Source organism: Gordonia sp. NPDC003504, assembly GCF_053587995.1.
Map to the genome: position 1 here is coordinate 21343 of NZ_JBSFPC010000006.1, position 15684 is coordinate 37026.

A 15684-nucleotide genomic window follows, 5' to 3' on the forward strand; every position below is an offset into this window, starting at 1 on the left:
GATGCGCTGGCCTCACGGCTCTGCCCGACACCGACGTCGCTCTCCTCTGCGACGGACCCCTCGCCGGCTGAGCGCTCGCGGCCGGCATCCTGTCCGTGTGCCGATAGGCCTCGCACCGCTCGGCAACGCAGCGTGGCGTTGCGTTGCGTCGCGACCTGGCGACGGCTCGGCGGGGCGCGGTCGTCTCGTGCGTTGGCGGACTACGGGAGCTTGGACGCGAGGACGTCGGCCGCCAGGATCTCGGGTGCTGCGCCGAGGAGGTGCTGGTTGGCCATCAGGGCTGCGACGATGGCGCCGTTGGCGTGGGCGTCGCGAGCGGCCTCGTCGGGGAATGCATCGAAGATCCAGAAGGTGTCGGCGTGGGTCCTGACCGCGAACCAGACAATCGTTCCTACTTCTTCGTTGGCGAGCGCGACAGCGCCGGCGAGCAGATCGGCGAGCGCGTCGTGCTGTCCATCGGCCGCGACGATCTTGGCGACGAAGGCATACGGAAGTGACGCGGGTGTGGACATGAGGGGTTCTCCAAAGTGTCGAGGTTTCTTGGTGAAGCGAGTTCAGCGTATGACGAGCAAGGGCATGTGAGAAGTGGCGTATACGGCAGTATTGCTATTGTTTGCGCCATGCGTATCGGACTGATCGCGATCGACGGCTGCTTCGGTTCGGCTGTCGCGTCGGTCATCGACATCGTGCGGGTGGCCGACGGAGCCCGCGGCGATGTCGACCCGCGGATCGACCCGATCGAACTCGCCATCCTCGGACCGAAACGGAGAGTGACCACGACGGCATCGATGACCCTGTCGGTGGACCACCCGCTGTCGGAGTCCGCAGAGTTCGACGTGGTCGTCGTCCCTGCGCTTGGAACCCTCACGGCCGCCGCTACCAACGACGCCCTCCAGAGCCGAGATGCTCGTTCGGTCATCGCCTCGCTCGGGCGCCTCGACGACGCGACCACCCGGATCGCCGCGGCGTGCACCGGCGTGTTCGCTGTCGCCGAGACCGGACGGATGCATCATCGGCGGGCGACGACCAGCTGGTTCCTGGGGCCGGAGTTCCTGAAGCGCTATCCGACCGTCGCCCTCGATCTCGACACCATGGTCGTGGTCGACGGGAACCTCGTCACCGCCGGCGCCGCGTTCGCCCACATCGACCTCGCGCTCTCACTCGTGCGATCGATCAGCCCCGACCTGGCCCAACATGTCGCCAAGCTCCTCATCATCGACGAGCGTCCGTCGCAGGCGGCCTTCGTCGCCTACGAACAGCTCCGGCACGAGGACCCGATCGTCGTCGAGTTCGAACGCTTCGTGCGCGCCCGCCTGGACGAACCGTTCAACGTCGCCTTCGTCGCGCAGTCGCTCGGCACCAGCCGGCGCACCCTCGAAAGACGAGTCCGTGCGGCGCTCAACCTCACTCCGCTCGGCTTCGTCCAACGGCTTCGCATCGAACGAGCTCGGCACCTCTCAGCAACCACGGACCTCACCTCCGCCGAGATCGCGCTACGGGTCGGCTACGCGAACGCCGAGACTCTGCGCTCCCTCCTGCGTAGGGAGCGACGCCCTTCCTGACCTATCGCCATGCCTGTAGCCGGTGTCCTAGTGCTCGACTGGAACCACCTCTCAGCACGTCGCGTCGACGCTCCTGCGTCGCCCCTGGACGACCCACTCGACACGCCCGCAGCACAGGCCATGTGACGTGTCCCGGCTTCCCGGACAGTCGGGGTTGGGTGGCTGTGATGTCGCTGCGTTCTCGTCGAGGGGGTCAGCAGACTCGATCAGGGTCGATTGGGATGAGACGCGAAGGCGGTCAGGTCAGGGCGGCCGAAGCCGGCCGGCGGGGTAGCGTCGGTCACGTCGAGGTCTTCCGGATGGATGGCGTAGGAACCTCCATCGTCGGGAGACCTCGACGTCCACCTGCGGACCGACGCGCCGCCGACCTACACCCTCATCTGGGAAGAGCCCGGAAAGCGTGCGTCGTCATTGTCACTCCCGTCGGGTCGGCCGGGGTCGCCCCGAGGTGCGGCCACGCGATGGACCGCGCGGCACGCCTCACCGTCCCCGAGTCGTACCGTGGAGCGGTGGCAGGAGCACGGCAGCCGCTTCGCGTGGGCCAGATCATCACCGGCGATACCGGTCACCGCTATCGCATCGACGGCGCGCTCGACGGCGGTGGTTTCGGCGTCGTGTACCGAGCTGCCCGACTGGCGCAGACCAGCGATCGGGTGATCCGGCACGTCTGCGTGAAAGTGTGTGCCAGTGCCGCGGACTGGCACGGCGAGGCACATATGGGAAACCTGCTCGCCGGACGCCGCGAGGTCGTCGAGATCGTCGACTCGTTCGCCTTCGGCACCGGCTCGCGCGGGGTGACCCGCTACGTGATCGTGTCCGAGCTGATGCGGGAGGGCACGGTCGGCGATCTCGTCGACGATCCCACGTGGAACGGCTGGCCGCCGGCGCGAGTGCGCCGCGAACTGCGCGATCTGCTCGGGGTGCTCAAACTGATGCATGCGGCGGGGGTGACCCACCGGGACATCAAGCCCACCAACGTATTCCTGCGCGACGGGCATCTGGCGCTCGGCGATTTCGGGATCGCCAAGCATTCGTTGACCCCCGGCGGATCGTCGCTGGACGCCTACACCCCCGCCTACATGCCGGCCGACGTCGACCAATACCGGCATTGGGGTACCTGGCTCGACATCTATCAGGTCGGGCTACTGGCCTGCACCCTGCTCACCGGGCGGGACTGGACCAACGATGACGTGTCCAGGATCCGTGATCTGCGCGCTCCCGACGACCTCACATGCTGGATCTGGCATGCGACGGCGGCACGGGGCCTGCGCTACGTCGACGGCACCGCCGCGCTCGAAGCCATCGGAACACTGCGCACCGTCGACATGGGCGGCACACGTGGCCCCGCGTCGCTCCGCGATCAGCGGGTGGTGGTCACCGGCCGATTCGAGACCGGCACCCAGGACGAACTCCGCGATCTCATCGAGGACGCCGGCGGCGTCGTGCAGTCGGCGGTCAGCGACGACACGTCGGTGTTGGTGCGGGCACATCACATCGACAGCGCAGTCGGCGGATTCGAGGGACGAAAACTGTTCTCGGTGCGTGAACGCAAACGCCGTGGCCAGACCATCCACGTGATCGATGAGCACCGCCTGTGCCGGTTGGTGGGTCTGAGCCCGGTCTGATCGACCGGCCGGCGCACACTCGACGGGGGACAGCGCAGACTCGACGAGAAACGTCGCCCACTCGACACGGCGAGGACCGATAATCCTCGACATGGCATCACTGTCGGGGCTCGCTCGACTCTTCCCGGGTCTGCACACCCTGCTGCATTACGAACGGTCGTGGCTTCGAGGTGACCTCGTCGCCGGGATCGTGGTGACCGCCCTGCTGATCCCGGCCGGCATGGGCTACGCCGAGGTCGCCGGGCTCCCACCGGTCACCGGCCTCTACGCGACGATCGTCCCGCTGCTGGTCTACGCGTTCGTCGGACCCTCCCGCATCCTGGTGTTGGGGCCCGACTCCTCGCTCGCCCCGATCATCGCCGCGGCCATCATCCCCCTCGCCGTCGTCGACGAGGACCGGATCGCCCTGGCCGGAGTGCTGGCAATCGAGGTCGGCCTGGTGCTGGTGGTCGCAGCGCTGCTGCGGCTCGGATTCGTCACCGACCTGCTGAGCAAACCCATCCGCATCGGCTACCTCAACGGCATCGCGCTCATCGTGCTGCTGAGCCAACTCCCCAAACTCCTCGGCTTCAGCATCGAGGGAGATTCGGCGATCGAGCAGGTCCGCGACATCGTGTACGCGGTGACGCATTCCGAGATCGAGTGGTTGCCCGCGGTCATCGGCATCGTCTGTCTGGCGGTGATCTTCGGCCTCAAACGCTGGCGCAAGTCCATTCCCGGAGTACTCGTCGCCGTCGTCGGCGCGATCATCGTCGTCGCGGCCTTCGGATGGCAGGACCGTCTGCCGGTGGCCGGTGCGATGCCCCGTGGACTACCGTCGCCGCACCTGGGTGGGGTGAGTTGGCACGACGCCCTGTCCCTGCTCGGACCGGCCGCCGGCATCGCGCTCATCGCCTTCGCCGACACGAGCGTGCTGTCGCGGACCTTCGCCGCCCGCGCCGGCACCGCGGTCAATCCCAATCAGGAGATGGGTGCGGTCGGCGCGGCGAACATCGCCGGTGGATTCCTCGGTGGTTTCGCCGTCTCCGCGTCGTCGTCTCGCACCCCGGTCGCCGAACAGGCAGGCGCGCGAACACAATTGGCATCCCTCGTCGGCGCGGTGCTGATCGTCGTCTTCATTCTGGTGGCCCCGAATGTCACCGCCTACCTGCCGTCAGCGGCACTGGCGGCGGTGGTCATCTCCGCGGCCGTCTCACTCGTCGACATCCGCGGCACCGCGGCGTTGTTCCGCATCAACCGGGTCGACGGGGCGCTGAGCGTCGTCGCCTTCCTCGGCGTGGCGCTGGTCGGCGTGCTCCAGGGCATCATCGTCGCCGTGGTGCTGTCGCTGGTGGCGTTCGTCAACCTGGCGTGGCGGCCGTATCGCACCGAACTCGGCCGCGTACCCGGCCTGCGGGGCTACCACGACCTCACCCGGCATCCGGACGCCGAACCCATCGACGGCGTCGTCATCATCCGCTTCGACGCCCCGCTGTTCTTCGCCAACGGCGGAATGTTCGACGACTACGTCCGGTCCCGGGTCGTCGCCGCGCTCGCCGACGGACGCAGCGTGCGCACCGTCATCATCGCCGCCGAACCGATCACCGAGATCGACTCGACCGCCGTCGACGAGTTGGTGGAACTCGACGACTTCCTCCGATCCCAGGACATGAAACTCGTCCTGGCGGAAATGAAGGACCCGGTGCGTGATCAGCTCACCCGCTATCAGCTCGAGGTCGACGGCCGGCCACGATTCGACGATTCGTCGTTCGCCCCCACCACCGGCGCCAAGATCGACGAGATCACCGGACACCTGCGCAGCGACATCGACCCGGCCGGGTGAGGTGCCATCCGGCCGGGTCGTCGAGTCTTCGACGGTTGACGCTCGCCGCGATGTCCCCGACGTAAGGGTCATACAAACAGTGGGATCCTGCGTCGCAACCCTCCAGGGTTCCCGGTCAGACCGTAGCCTCGCTTTAGCAACAGGTCCGAAGGGAAACGACATGGGCGATTTCGACGGCACCATCGGAGCGGCCTGGAGCGAGTACCGCGTCGAGCTCGCCGACCGCCTGGCCCACCTCGCGCCGGGTGCTTCGGTGCTCGCCGAACAGAACCACTCCATCCCCGAGGGCGCCCACGGCGTCGTCGAGTTCACCGTCACCGACGACGACCGGATCTGCGCGACCATCAACTCCGGGGACCTGCACTCGCATCCGGAGACACGGACCGAGCAGATCTGGGGTCTCGGGGTGCTCGGCTGGACTCGGACCGGCGACCACCACTTCCGATCCACCGCCACCCGCGACGATGCCGACGACCTCGCCGCCCGAGTGATCGCCACATTCCGCGAGGTCTGGGATGTCCTACATCCCACCTTCCTCGACGACCCGCACGCCGCTCCCCGCGAATGGGCCCGCGAGGTGGTCACCATCGCCCACAACCACAGCGACCTGCGCGCCATGGTGCACGAGGCACTGGAATCGATGTCGGGCCGTCCGGTGGTCGTCGACCCCGACGGTGACATCCCGATGCCGACGGGCGAGACCTCCTCGTGGCTGCGCATCCTCACCGATCGCCCCACGGTCGAGTTCTTCGGCACGGTCGTCGACTCCGCCGCCGACCTCGGGCGGGCCTACGAGTTCATCGCGACCAGCACCCTGCCGTTCACGGGGATCAAGCTGATCATGCATGACCGATGCATGGTCGCGGTGCTCACCGTCGAGGTCTCCGCCTTCTCCCGACAGAACCTGGCGGCCGGGATAGCTCAGTGGCTGAACTTCATGGACTTCGGCCGCGCCCAGATCCAGGCGGCGTTGGCCGGCGACGACACGATCCCCGCCGACACCGGGTCTTTGACGGGTGGGTCCGGGTCCGCCGACACCGACGGGACCCTGCTCGACGCCGACCTCCCCGAAGCGCTCATCAGGCTCATCGAACTCGACAGCGAACAATGCCCGCTCGAACCGGAACAGGTGGCCGCGATCTGCGACCACGACGCCACCGCCATCCTCGACCACCTCGGCATCGCCGAGGAGCAATACATGATCTGGACCCACGCCGCCGACGATGCCGCGATCGCCGGCGCCGACTCCCGCGAAGGTGAATGCCGCGCCGAATGGGAGGCGTGGGCGGCGACCGCACGCCAACTTCGTGCGGCGCTGCGGGTGATCGCCCTGACCGGTGATCACGTCGCCGAACGGGGCACCGACCAGCATCCGACGGCGCACTGACGTCGCCTCGTCCGAGCTGACGCCGCGGGTCTCACACCCGCGGCGTCGGTTCGTTCACTGGGTCAGTTCGTCGGCCACGCCAGCGTGCCGGCCCACTTGTGTGCCTCGGTCTCCGAGTAGGCACCGAGACCGTGAGTGGCGCCCTCGTATGTCCGGTAGTCGATGCGGGCACCGTTGGCGCGCGCCCGATCCACCCACGCCGAGGTCAACGGCGCCGGCGCGATCGGGTCGAGCAGTCCCTGCTGGATCAGCATCGGGGCCTCATACCCCGAGTCGGGAACGTTGGAGTTGGCGCGGACGGCGTCGAGCAGCGGTCCCTCCGAGAGCGGCCGGGACACCATCTGACCGACGTTGTATTGGCTTGTCGCCGCGCTGAACTCGGGGTAGCAGGCGGTGGCGGCCTCGTCGACGAGGCGCTTGCCCAGCGGCGTCAGGTAGGAGTCGACGTCGATGTCGGGACGCGACACCTTGAGGCCGGCCAGCACGTAGGAGACGTAGGTGACGTAGTCGGGGATGGCGACCGGCGGCACTCCGGGCGCCACCAGCGACAGCATCTCGGCGATGTCGACGGGCACCGACTGGGCGCTCACGCCCACGTTGCGCAGTTCCGGTGCGTAGGAGGGGGCGAGGTGACCGGCGAAGATGGCGCTCTGCCCGCCCTGCGAGCCGCCCGAGGTCAGGTATCCGGTGCCGGCGATGTTTCCGTCGCCGTACTGTTCGACGACGGTCCGCGCGGCGCGGACGGAGTCGATGACGTTCTTGCCCTGCATCTGCCCGTCGGAGTAGGCGTGCACACCGGGTCCGCCGACACCTGCGTACTCGGAGGCGACGATGACGTAGCCGTCACTCAACCACGGTCCCATCCAGTCGTGCCAGCGTTCCTTGCCGTTGATGCGCACACCCATCCGGTCGGTCACGGTGCACTCGTCGCCGAGTCCGGCGGTGCCGTGGGCCCACGCGAAGATGCGGTACCGGCCGTGCGGGTTGGTCTCGGGGATCGACACCGTGGCCTTCACCGGGACGAGGTCGCCCTGGGCGTTCTCGGAGAGGTAGGTGACGGCGATGACCTTCGTGGCGCCGGTCATGCGCGCATCGGGCTGGTCGGTGATGTCGGTGGAGCTGATCACCGTGCCGGCACCGGGCTTGGCGGTGATGGTCGGCTGCGGGGCGGCCGACGCGGTGGGCGTACCCACGAATGGGATCAACCCGATCAGCAACACACTCAAGACCACCACCCATTTGCGAAGCACGTGGCAGGTCCCCCCTTCGTCATCGTCGGCGCAAGGTCGAGGAGATCACTCGACGCACTGGCACTGGGTCCAACGAGTGCTTAGGTTAGCCTAAGGAGTTGCCGGTGAGGTATCCGGTGTGCCCGGCGTCGCGTCGAGGCAGGTCGGCGGGTGTTGTGTGAGGCATGCTGGAGGCGATGTCCGACGAACTGCTGATCGCGCACAACCCGGAGGAAGGCACCACGCTGCCCTACCTCGTGCGGCTGCCGCTCGGTGACGACGGAATCGTGCTGAAGACACGCGAGACCTGGCCGCGCACGTCCAAGGTGTATTGCCACCGCGTGGTCGGGTGGCCCGACGACGCCGAGATCATCGAACGGGTCGCCATCCGGTCCATCACGCGGCGTGGTGCCGCCATCGACCTCGTCCTCGATCGTGGCCGCGAGAACCGCTCCCAGTTCGTCCTCACCCGCGCGCGGGGACGCGAGATGGTGTTCTGGCAGTCCCGCCGCACCGCGAAGCAGGCGCGGCCCAACGTCACCACGCCGACCGCTCGGGCGCACGGCCTGGTACTCGACATCGTCGTCGACACCCGGGAACGCTATGCCTACAAATTCTCCGCGCAGCAGGCCCAGGTGGTTCGCCGCAGCCTGCCGGTGGGTGACTACGCCGTGTTCGACGACGACGCGCTGGTGGCCACCGCCGAACGCAAGAGCATCGACGATCTCGCGTCAAGCCTGTTGTCGGGCAAGCTCACCTACGTGCTCGCCGACCTCTCCGCACAACCCCGCGGGGCGGTGATCGTCGACTCCGGGTACTCGGCCCTGTTCAAACTCGAACACGTGTCGGCGTCCGCGGTGGCCGATGCGGTCGGCGAGGCGCAGGCCCGGTTTCCATCCGTACCCATCGTCTTCTGTGAGACGCGCGCGTTGGCGCAGGAGTGGTTGTACCGCTGGTTCGGTGCGTGCCTGAGCGAGTGGCGTCTGCACCGGACCGCGGAGTCGTCGGAGACGGCGTTGAGTGAGACGGCGCTGAGTGAGACGGCGCTGAGTGAGACGGCGGCTGCGTCCCTGGTTGACGCCTCCGGCGCGGATCGCCCGCCCGCTCCGGCCGTCGTGCGGTCGTGGGCACGGGCGGCGGGGATCGCCGTGTCCGATCGGGGCCGGATCTCCGCCGAGGTGGTTTCCGCCTTCCGCGCGGCGCAGGCGTCGCCCTGACCCGACGCACTCGCGGCCTTCCGTGGTGGGTCTTCCGTGGTGGGTCTTCCGAATGACCCTGGTGACACGACAATTCCGGCAGTTCCAGCGTCCGGGTTGAGTTCGACGCGCTGCGCGCTACATTGGGTCCACTGCGGGCCGGGTGCCGGGTCCGCGCTCGAGGTATCACACAGGAGCGGGGAACAACCGTGAACAGTCCGCAACCACCGCAGGGCCAGTCCCCGTATGGCCAGCCCCAGTACGGTCAACCCCAGTACGGTCAACCCCAGCAGGGACAACCGCAGTACGGGCCGCCGCCCCAGTACGGACAGCCTCAGTACGGTCAACCACAGCACGGACAGCCCCAGCACGGGCAACCCCAGTACAGGCAGCCCGGGCAGGAGTACGGACAGCCACCGGCATCCCCCGCATATGGCGCGGCGCCGGCCGGTTACGGCGCTCCCGCGCAACAGCCCGCGCAGCAGTCTTATCCGGCGGCCGGTCACGCCGCCCCGCCGGCCCATCCCGGACCCCAGGGAGTCGCGGGTCAGCAGCAAGGAATCGCGCTGACCACCAAGTACTTCCCGCTGTCGTGGATGCTGGCATTCTTCAAGCCGAAGATCGCCATCGACGGGCACGAGTTGCCGGTGACCTCGTGGGGCCGCAACGAGATCCCGCTACCACCCGGCCAGCATCACCTGCACGTGCATGTGCCCTACCTGCTGCCGCCGCGCATCGGGCCGGCGGATCTGCCGGTCATGGTCCATCCCGGTCAGCCGGTGGAACTCGAATACCGCGCGCCGGTGTGGGTGTTCAGCGGCGGATCGCTGGGCCCCGCACCGCAGAAGTACAACGGCATGGGCGCGACCATCGCGATCTTTGCGGTGAGCATGTTCCTGTTGCTGATCATATTCATTCTGATGATCGTGGCGGCCTCGGCCGGGTGAGGTTGCGCCTCTGAGCGTTTCGACGACGATGACCCCACCCGAGATCGGGTGGGGTCATCACATCGGGGTCATCACTTCGGGGTCATCACATCGGCGGGGTCCGGCGTCGGATCACACCCACATCCACAGCCATTGACGACTGCGCGGGTCGTAGCGACGAACGCGGCGACGACGCGTGGCGTGGGCTTGATTGGTGGTGCGGCGCGGTGCGGCCATGGGGAGCTCCTTCTCGGTACTCGGGGTGAGATCGGCTGTGTGCGTTTCTCTCTGACGTGCTCCACGATGACCGGCCGGTCTGCCCGCACGATGGCCGTGCGCTGTCAGACTGCTGTCGGGATTGCGCATGTGAGGGGGGTCACCGACCGATGAGTTTTGACGAACTCTTGTCGCGTCGAGGGCTTACGGCGAGGGGATTACCGGGGGTAGACCGGAACGGTGAGTCTGTTCGATCTACTGCCCTCGCTGAAAGGGGTTCTGGTGACCCGCTCGTTCGATCCCCTGACCTGGCCGCTCCCGATGACCTCGACGGGAGCCGACATTCGCGTCGGCGAACTCGACCTGCGCGAGGAGTCATGCCGCCGCAAGCTCGCGTTCTACCTTGACGACGACGGTCAGCCGGTGTGCCAATCACTATGTGCGCCAACACAGTGGTTCCCGGTGCTGGTGACCCGGGTGCGCTCCGCCCAGATCACCGGCGGCCGGGCGATCCTTCATGTCGACGCGGCCGTGCCGCTGCCCACCGCCGTCGCGGACCTGGCGTTTCCGGGCAATACGCTGGCGGGCGCGCGGATGATGGACGTGACCGTCGTCGACCTCAACGGTCACCGCCGCACGGTGCACGCCGAACTGCCGGCCAACGTGGTTGCCACCGGCACGATTTCCCTCGCGCTGCGATCGATTTCCGTGCCGGACCCGCTCACAGATACGTGCCCATCGGCAGAGACGAGGCGTACTCCTGCCGATCGATCACCGACAGCAGCGAGCCCGTCGTGACGGGCGCTCCGGCGAGCAGGATGGCGCGTCGGACCGTCTCGACGATGTCGGCTCCGTTGCGTCCGTCCGGAAATGCCGCGATCACCCGCTCGACGTCGACGTCGGAACCCGGCACCTTGTCGAGGAGCCCACGCACGATGGTGGCGGCAGCCGCATCCGACGGCGCATCGAGTTCGATGATGCTGTCGAAGCGTGCCGCTCGGGTGGCCGCGCCGTCCAGGGCGCGAGGATCGTTGGTCGTGGCCAAGGTGAGGACACGATCGGACTTGGCCGCACCGTCGAGGGCGGCGAGCAATGCACCGAGCCCGACGTCGTCGCCGTCACCGCGGCGGCGCACGTACAGGTCGATGTCGTCCAGAATGATCACCGACGGACCGAAAGTCGCTGCCTGTTCGTAGATCTCGGCGAGCACGTGTGATGCGGCCGAGGCCGTCGGGATCAGGATCGTGAAGTCACCGGCGAGTTCGGTTGCCACCACGCGTGAGACCGCGGTCTTGCCGACCCCCGGCCGCCCGGCGATCAGCACGCCATAGCTGGAGGAGAGGCCGGCGGCGCGCAGCGCGTCGCTGCGTTCGGTCACCGCGTCGACGGCCAGATCGATTTCTCGCCACACCGATTCGGGAACCGACACCTGCTCCCGGCCGACCGAGATGGATTCCAGAACACTGAATGTCAGGGCACCATACTGTTGTCCGACCGACAGCACCCGGCCGCGCAGCGGGTTGCGCTCAGCGATGCGACGCCGGATCTCCGACATCGCCGCGCGTGCCACATCGTCGTGCCCCGGAGCGACGAGCACGGTGAGGCTCGAGCTCGGACGGTCCGTGTTGACCGAGCAGGCGATCGCGAGTGGGGTGTCACCGAAGGGGTTGTCGCCGAGGAAGATCAAGGTGGCGTCGGCCGGCGCCGAGTACTCCGACGGCCCGACCCGATGATGAGCCCAGCTCGGTGGACCGTCGTCCTCGTCCGGACCGATCCGAGGCCGGCCCTCCTCGATCAGGTCGGCGAGCACCAGGCCGGCGGCCACCACGGTGGCCGACGCCAGCGGAAGCATATGCGCCACCAGTTCGTGCCGACGATGACCCAGATGCTCGGCGAGGAACTCCGAGAATCCCTGCGCCCGAGTATCGCTCGTCTCCGACAGGAGCCGGCCGAGGAACGTCACGGTCTTGCGTACCCAGTAGTCCTCTGCGGCAAGCAGATCCGCCAGCGTCGCGCCGCGGGCGGCGGGGGCGGCCGCGGGCACGTCGGCGTCGGACATCGGGCCGTCCGGGATCATCGGAGTCTCCAGTGGGTCAGTCCTCCTTGCGGGAGCGAGGTTTTCGGGGCGACTCACTGTGACATGTCCGGGCGGGCGGACACAACGGATTATCGGAGACAACGGATGACTCTGCGGGCTGACGGACTTCCCCGTCTGCCGAGTGAAGGACGGATTGCCCGTTGCCGCCGGCCGGGCCGCGGGTCGAGGCAGGCGGTGGGAAGCGTCAGACCGCGGAGTCGGGGAACGCGATGACCGACAGGAAGCGCACCGGGAGTTCGATGAGCGCGACCGGACCGTGCGGGGCCTCGCCGTCGAGTTGCATCGAATCACCCGGCGACAGGCGATACACCGACCGACTGTGGGCGTACTCCATGACGCCTTCGATCATGTACAGGAATTCGGTGCCCGGATGCTGGAAGAGCGGCTGGGTGACGGAGTCCTCGTTGAGGGTGACCATCAGGCATTCCAGGCGTTTGTGCTCGCCGCGGAGTGACCCCAGCAGTTCGTAGTCGTGGCCTTCGCGTGACCCGGCGCGCACGATTCGCGAACCCTCCCCCGACTTCACGAATACGGCCGAGCGTTCGACATCGGCGCCACGGAACAGTGAGGTCACCGAGATGTCGAAGGCCGTCGCCAGTCGGGCCAGTGTGGCCAGGCTGCAGGAGGTCTGCGCGTTCTCGATCTTCGACAACATCGCCTTGGAGATGCCGACGCGAATGGCCATCTCCCCCACCGTGAGCCCCAGCTGCTGACGCAACCGGCGGACGTTCGTAGCGATCGCGGTCTCGAGTTCGAGTTCCTCGACGGACTGATCCGGAGTGCGATCACGCGCGGTTCCCGACTGGTTGCGGATCAGCGCAGCTGCCGATGACCCCGAGTCGGCGTCGGTGGTCTCCGGATCGACGGTGATCGCGTCGTCGCTCTGATCCATCCCGACAGCATATCGGGAAACGTCGTCCACTGACGGTGACCCTGACGAGTCGGCCACAAGGAACCGCGGGAGCTCGGCGACCACACCGTCGCCGCGCTCACCGCGGCTCAGTGCGCACACGCACTCACCTCATCTCGCCCGCCCCGACATACGGGAAACAGGTCTTGAGCAGGTCGTTCTCCGCGAACCGCGTGAACCGGAAATCGGCTTCGGGAATCCGCGGGTCGCTGCTGCGGCCGTCGACGACGAGGTCGGCGACGAGACGACCCACGGCCGGCGAGATCTTGAACCCGTGGCCGCTGAACCCGGCGGCGATCACGAGTCCGTCGAGCGGACCGCGGGAGATGATCGGGTTCCAGTCCGGGGTGACGTCGTAGCAACCGGCGTAGCTGGAGGTGATGGCCGCCTCGGTGAAGTCCGGGAAGCGGGTGCCCACCTTATCGACGGTCAGATCGAGGAAGGTCTCGTCGGCGCGGTTGAGGTAGCCGTCCGGGTCGGCGATCTCCAACTCCTGCAGATCGCTGTTTCCGAACAGGATCTCACCACGTACGTCGGGGCGAACGTACTGCAGCGACACGAGGTCGGAGAACACCGGGACGTCGCCGATCTCGACGCCGGGGTGGATCATCACGATCTGCTCGCGATGCACCTCGATCGGCACGTCGATGCCGTAGGCCTGCAGGAATGGGCGGGTCCACACACCGGTCGCGACGACGACGGTGTCGGCGGAAATGGTGTCGCCGTCGGCCAGGGTCACCCCGGTGACCCGATCACCGTCGACGAGCAGCCCGGACACGCTGGTGCCCTGACGAATTCGGACACCGCCGGCGCGCGCGGACGCGGCGAAGGCCTGCGCGGTCTGATAGGCGTCGCCGTATCCGCCCCGTTCCTCCCAGCCGAACGCCGCGAACGGTTCGAGATCGGCGGCCGGCCACATCGTGGCCACCTCGTCGCGACCGATCTCCTCGGTCTGCACCCCGACCTCACGTTGCGCGGCCATGCTCTTACGGAGGTTCTCGACGTTGGGTTCGCCCACGCCGACGACGTAGCCGGTCTGCCGGAACCCGATGTCGGTGCCGAAGATCTCGTCGGCCTTCTCGAACACCTCGAGGCCGACGGCGGCCATCGCGGCCAGCGAGCTGACCCCGTAGTGGCAGCGGACGATGCCCGACGACTTGCCGGTCATGCCGCCGCCGACAGTATCACGTTCGCACACAACGACATCGGAGATGCCTCGCTGCGCCAGGGCCCATGCGGTGGCGGCCCCTTCCAGGCCGCCACCGATGATGACGACGGATGCGCTCTGACTCACAGTCCTGCTCCCGCTCCGGGAATCCAGGAGGTTCCGGCGAGGGGAACGCGCGCCATAGCGGCGGCCTCCATGGTGATGGCGACGAGGTCCTCGGGCTCGAGGTGCTGCAGGTGTGCCTTGCCACAGGCGCGGGCGATGGTCTGGGCCTCCATGGTCATGACGCGCAGGAAGTTGGCCAGGCGACGACCACCCTCGATCGGATCGAAGCGTGCCGACAGCTCCGGGTCCTGCGTGGAGATGCCCGCCGGATCCTTGCCATCCTGGAAGTCGTCGTAGAAGCCGGCGGCCGAACCGAGCGCCTCGTACTCCGCCGACCAGCGAGGATCGTTGTCGCCGAGTGCGATCAGGGCGGCGGTGCCGATCGCGACGGCGTCGGCGCCGAGTGCCATCGCCTTGGCGACGTCGGCACCGTTACGGATGCCGCCGGAGACGATGAGCTGCACTCCACCGTCCCCCGCCGCTCCACTCGCCCCCTTGCGATGCACCCCGAGCTCCTGAAGTGCCTGCACCGCTTGCGGAATGGCGGCCAGCGTCGGGATGCCGACGTGCTCGATGAACACGTCCTGGGTGGCGGCGGTGCCGCCCTGCATGCCGTCGACCACCACGACGTCGGCGCCGGCGTGCACCGCGAGTTTCACGTCGTAGTAGGTGCGGGTGGCGCCCACCTTGATGTAGATGGGCTTCTCCCAGTCGGTGATCTCGCGCAGCTCGTTGATCTTGATGGCGAGGTCATCGGGGCCGGTCCAGTCCGGGTGGCGCGAGGCGCTGCGCTGATCGATGCCCTGGGGCAGCGTCCGCATGGCGGCCACACGCTCGGAGATCTTCTGCCCCAGCAGCATTCCGCCGCCACCCGGCTTGGCGCCCTGACCCAGCACGACCTCGATCGCGTCGGCCTTGCGGAGATCGTCGGGGTTCATCCCGTAGCGCGATGGGAGGTACTGGTAGACGAGGTTCTTCGACTGCCCGCGTTCTTCAGGGGTCATCCCGCCGTCACCGGTGGTGGTGGAGGTACCCACCTCGGAGGCACCGCGGCCCAGTGCCTCCTTGGCACCGGCGGACAGTGCACCGAAGCTCATACCCGCGATGGTGACCGGGGTGTCGAGATGCAAGGGGTACTTGGCGTTACGCGATCCGAGGACGACATCGGTGTCGCAGCGCTCGCGGTAGCCCTCGAGCGGGTAGCGCGACATCGACGCGCCGAGAAACAGCAGGTCGTCGAAGTGGGGAAGTTTGCGCTTGGCGCCCCAGCCGCGGATGTCGTAGATGCCGGTGTCGGCGGCACGCTGGATGGCGGCGATGGTGGTGCGGTCGAACGTCGCGGACTCACGCAGTCCGCGTTGCTCGTTGGTGAGTTCGGTCATGGCGGGCTCCTGGTGGAGGTGGATGAGGCGGTGGTGGGGGCGCCGTGGCGTCGTGCGG

At 67.8% G+C, this 15684-nt stretch carries 13 protein-coding genes; 7 read left to right on the forward strand and 6 right to left on the reverse strand.

Translation table 11 applies throughout. The features are described from left to right. Positions 1 to 200: 200 nt before the first annotated feature. The gene (locus ACWDPV_RS13025; RefSeq protein WP_003941073.1) at positions 201 to 512 is read right to left on the reverse strand and encodes a putative quinol monooxygenase; all 312 of its coding nucleotides are present in this window, start codon (positions 510 to 512) and stop codon (positions 201 to 203) included. 108 nt (positions 513 to 620) lie between these two features. On the opposite strand from ACWDPV_RS13025, the gene ACWDPV_RS13030 reads away from it, so the two are divergent. From ACWDPV_RS13030 to ACWDPV_RS13045, 4 genes are all read left to right on the forward strand, one after another. Further along, positions 621 to 1562 (forward strand): GlxA family transcriptional regulator, encoded by a 942-nt coding sequence (locus ACWDPV_RS13030; protein ID WP_449743300.1) that lies wholly within the window; start codon positions 621 to 623, stop codon positions 1560 to 1562. Positions 1563 to 2071: 509 nt separating this feature from the next. Next, complete coding sequence (locus ACWDPV_RS13035; RefSeq protein ID WP_449743301.1) at positions 2072 to 3187, forward strand: protein kinase domain-containing protein; 1116 nt, start codon at positions 2072 to 2074, stop codon at positions 3185 to 3187. 91 nt (positions 3188 to 3278) lie between these two features. Further along, positions 3279 to 5009, forward strand: coding sequence for a SulP family inorganic anion transporter (locus ACWDPV_RS13040; protein WP_348807622.1), 1731 nt, complete (start codon positions 3279 to 3281; stop codon positions 5007 to 5009). A gap of 160 nt (positions 5010 to 5169) precedes the next feature. Further along, positions 5170 to 6396, forward strand: coding sequence for a TY-Chap domain-containing protein (locus ACWDPV_RS13045; RefSeq protein WP_449743302.1), 1227 nt, complete (start codon positions 5170 to 5172; stop codon positions 6394 to 6396). A 62-nt stretch (positions 6397 to 6458) separates the two neighbouring features. Here the strand turns inward: ACWDPV_RS13045 and ACWDPV_RS13050 are convergent, their stop codons facing one another. Next, entirely contained in the window at positions 6459 to 7646 is a 1188-nt protein-coding gene (locus tag ACWDPV_RS13050; protein ID WP_449743303.1) for a lipase family protein, read from the reverse strand. A 176-nt stretch (positions 7647 to 7822) separates the two neighbouring features. On the opposite strand from ACWDPV_RS13050, the gene ACWDPV_RS13055 reads away from it, so the two are divergent. The 3 genes from ACWDPV_RS13055 to ACWDPV_RS13065 all read left to right on the forward strand — a co-directional run bounded on the left by ACWDPV_RS13055 (position 7823) and on the right by ACWDPV_RS13065 (position 10761). Beyond that, positions 7823 to 8842: an ERCC4 domain-containing protein gene (locus ACWDPV_RS13055; protein WP_449743304.1), complete on the forward strand. Its 1020-nt coding sequence runs from the start codon at positions 7823 to 7825 to the stop codon at positions 8840 to 8842. Between the two features lie 188 nt (positions 8843 to 9030). Further along, positions 9031 to 9768, forward strand: a complete 738-nt coding sequence (locus ACWDPV_RS13060) for a hypothetical protein (RefSeq protein ID WP_449743305.1) — start codon at positions 9031 to 9033, stop codon at positions 9766 to 9768. A gap of 435 nt (positions 9769 to 10203) precedes the next feature. Beyond that, on the forward strand, positions 10204 to 10761 hold the full coding sequence (locus ACWDPV_RS13065) for a hypothetical protein (RefSeq protein WP_449743306.1): 558 nt from the start codon (positions 10204 to 10206) through the stop codon (positions 10759 to 10761). Here the strand turns inward: ACWDPV_RS13065 and ACWDPV_RS13070 are convergent. The 4 genes from ACWDPV_RS13070 to ACWDPV_RS13085 all read right to left on the reverse strand — a co-directional run bounded on the left by ACWDPV_RS13070 (position 10685) and on the right by ACWDPV_RS13085 (position 15626). Beyond that, complete coding sequence (locus ACWDPV_RS13070) at positions 10685 to 12040, reverse strand: AAA family ATPase (RefSeq protein ID WP_449743307.1); 1356 nt, start codon at positions 12038 to 12040, stop codon at positions 10685 to 10687. The genes ACWDPV_RS13065 and ACWDPV_RS13070 overlap by 77 nt on opposite strands. 205 nt (positions 12041 to 12245) lie before the next feature. Beyond that, positions 12246 to 12953: a helix-turn-helix domain-containing protein gene (locus tag ACWDPV_RS13075; protein ID WP_449743308.1), complete on the reverse strand. Its 708-nt coding sequence runs from the start codon at positions 12951 to 12953 to the stop codon at positions 12246 to 12248. 124 nt (positions 12954 to 13077) lie between these two features. Then, the gene (locus ACWDPV_RS13080; protein WP_449743309.1) at positions 13078 to 14265 is read right to left on the reverse strand and encodes an NAD(P)/FAD-dependent oxidoreductase; all 1188 of its coding nucleotides are present in this window, start codon (positions 14263 to 14265) and stop codon (positions 13078 to 13080) included. Then, complete coding sequence (locus tag ACWDPV_RS13085; protein WP_449743310.1) at positions 14262 to 15626, reverse strand: FMN-binding glutamate synthase family protein; 1365 nt, start codon at positions 15624 to 15626, stop codon at positions 14262 to 14264. Before ACWDPV_RS13085 ends, ACWDPV_RS13080 begins: the two co-directional genes overlap by 4 nt. Between the last annotated feature and the right edge of the window lie 58 nt (positions 15627 to 15684).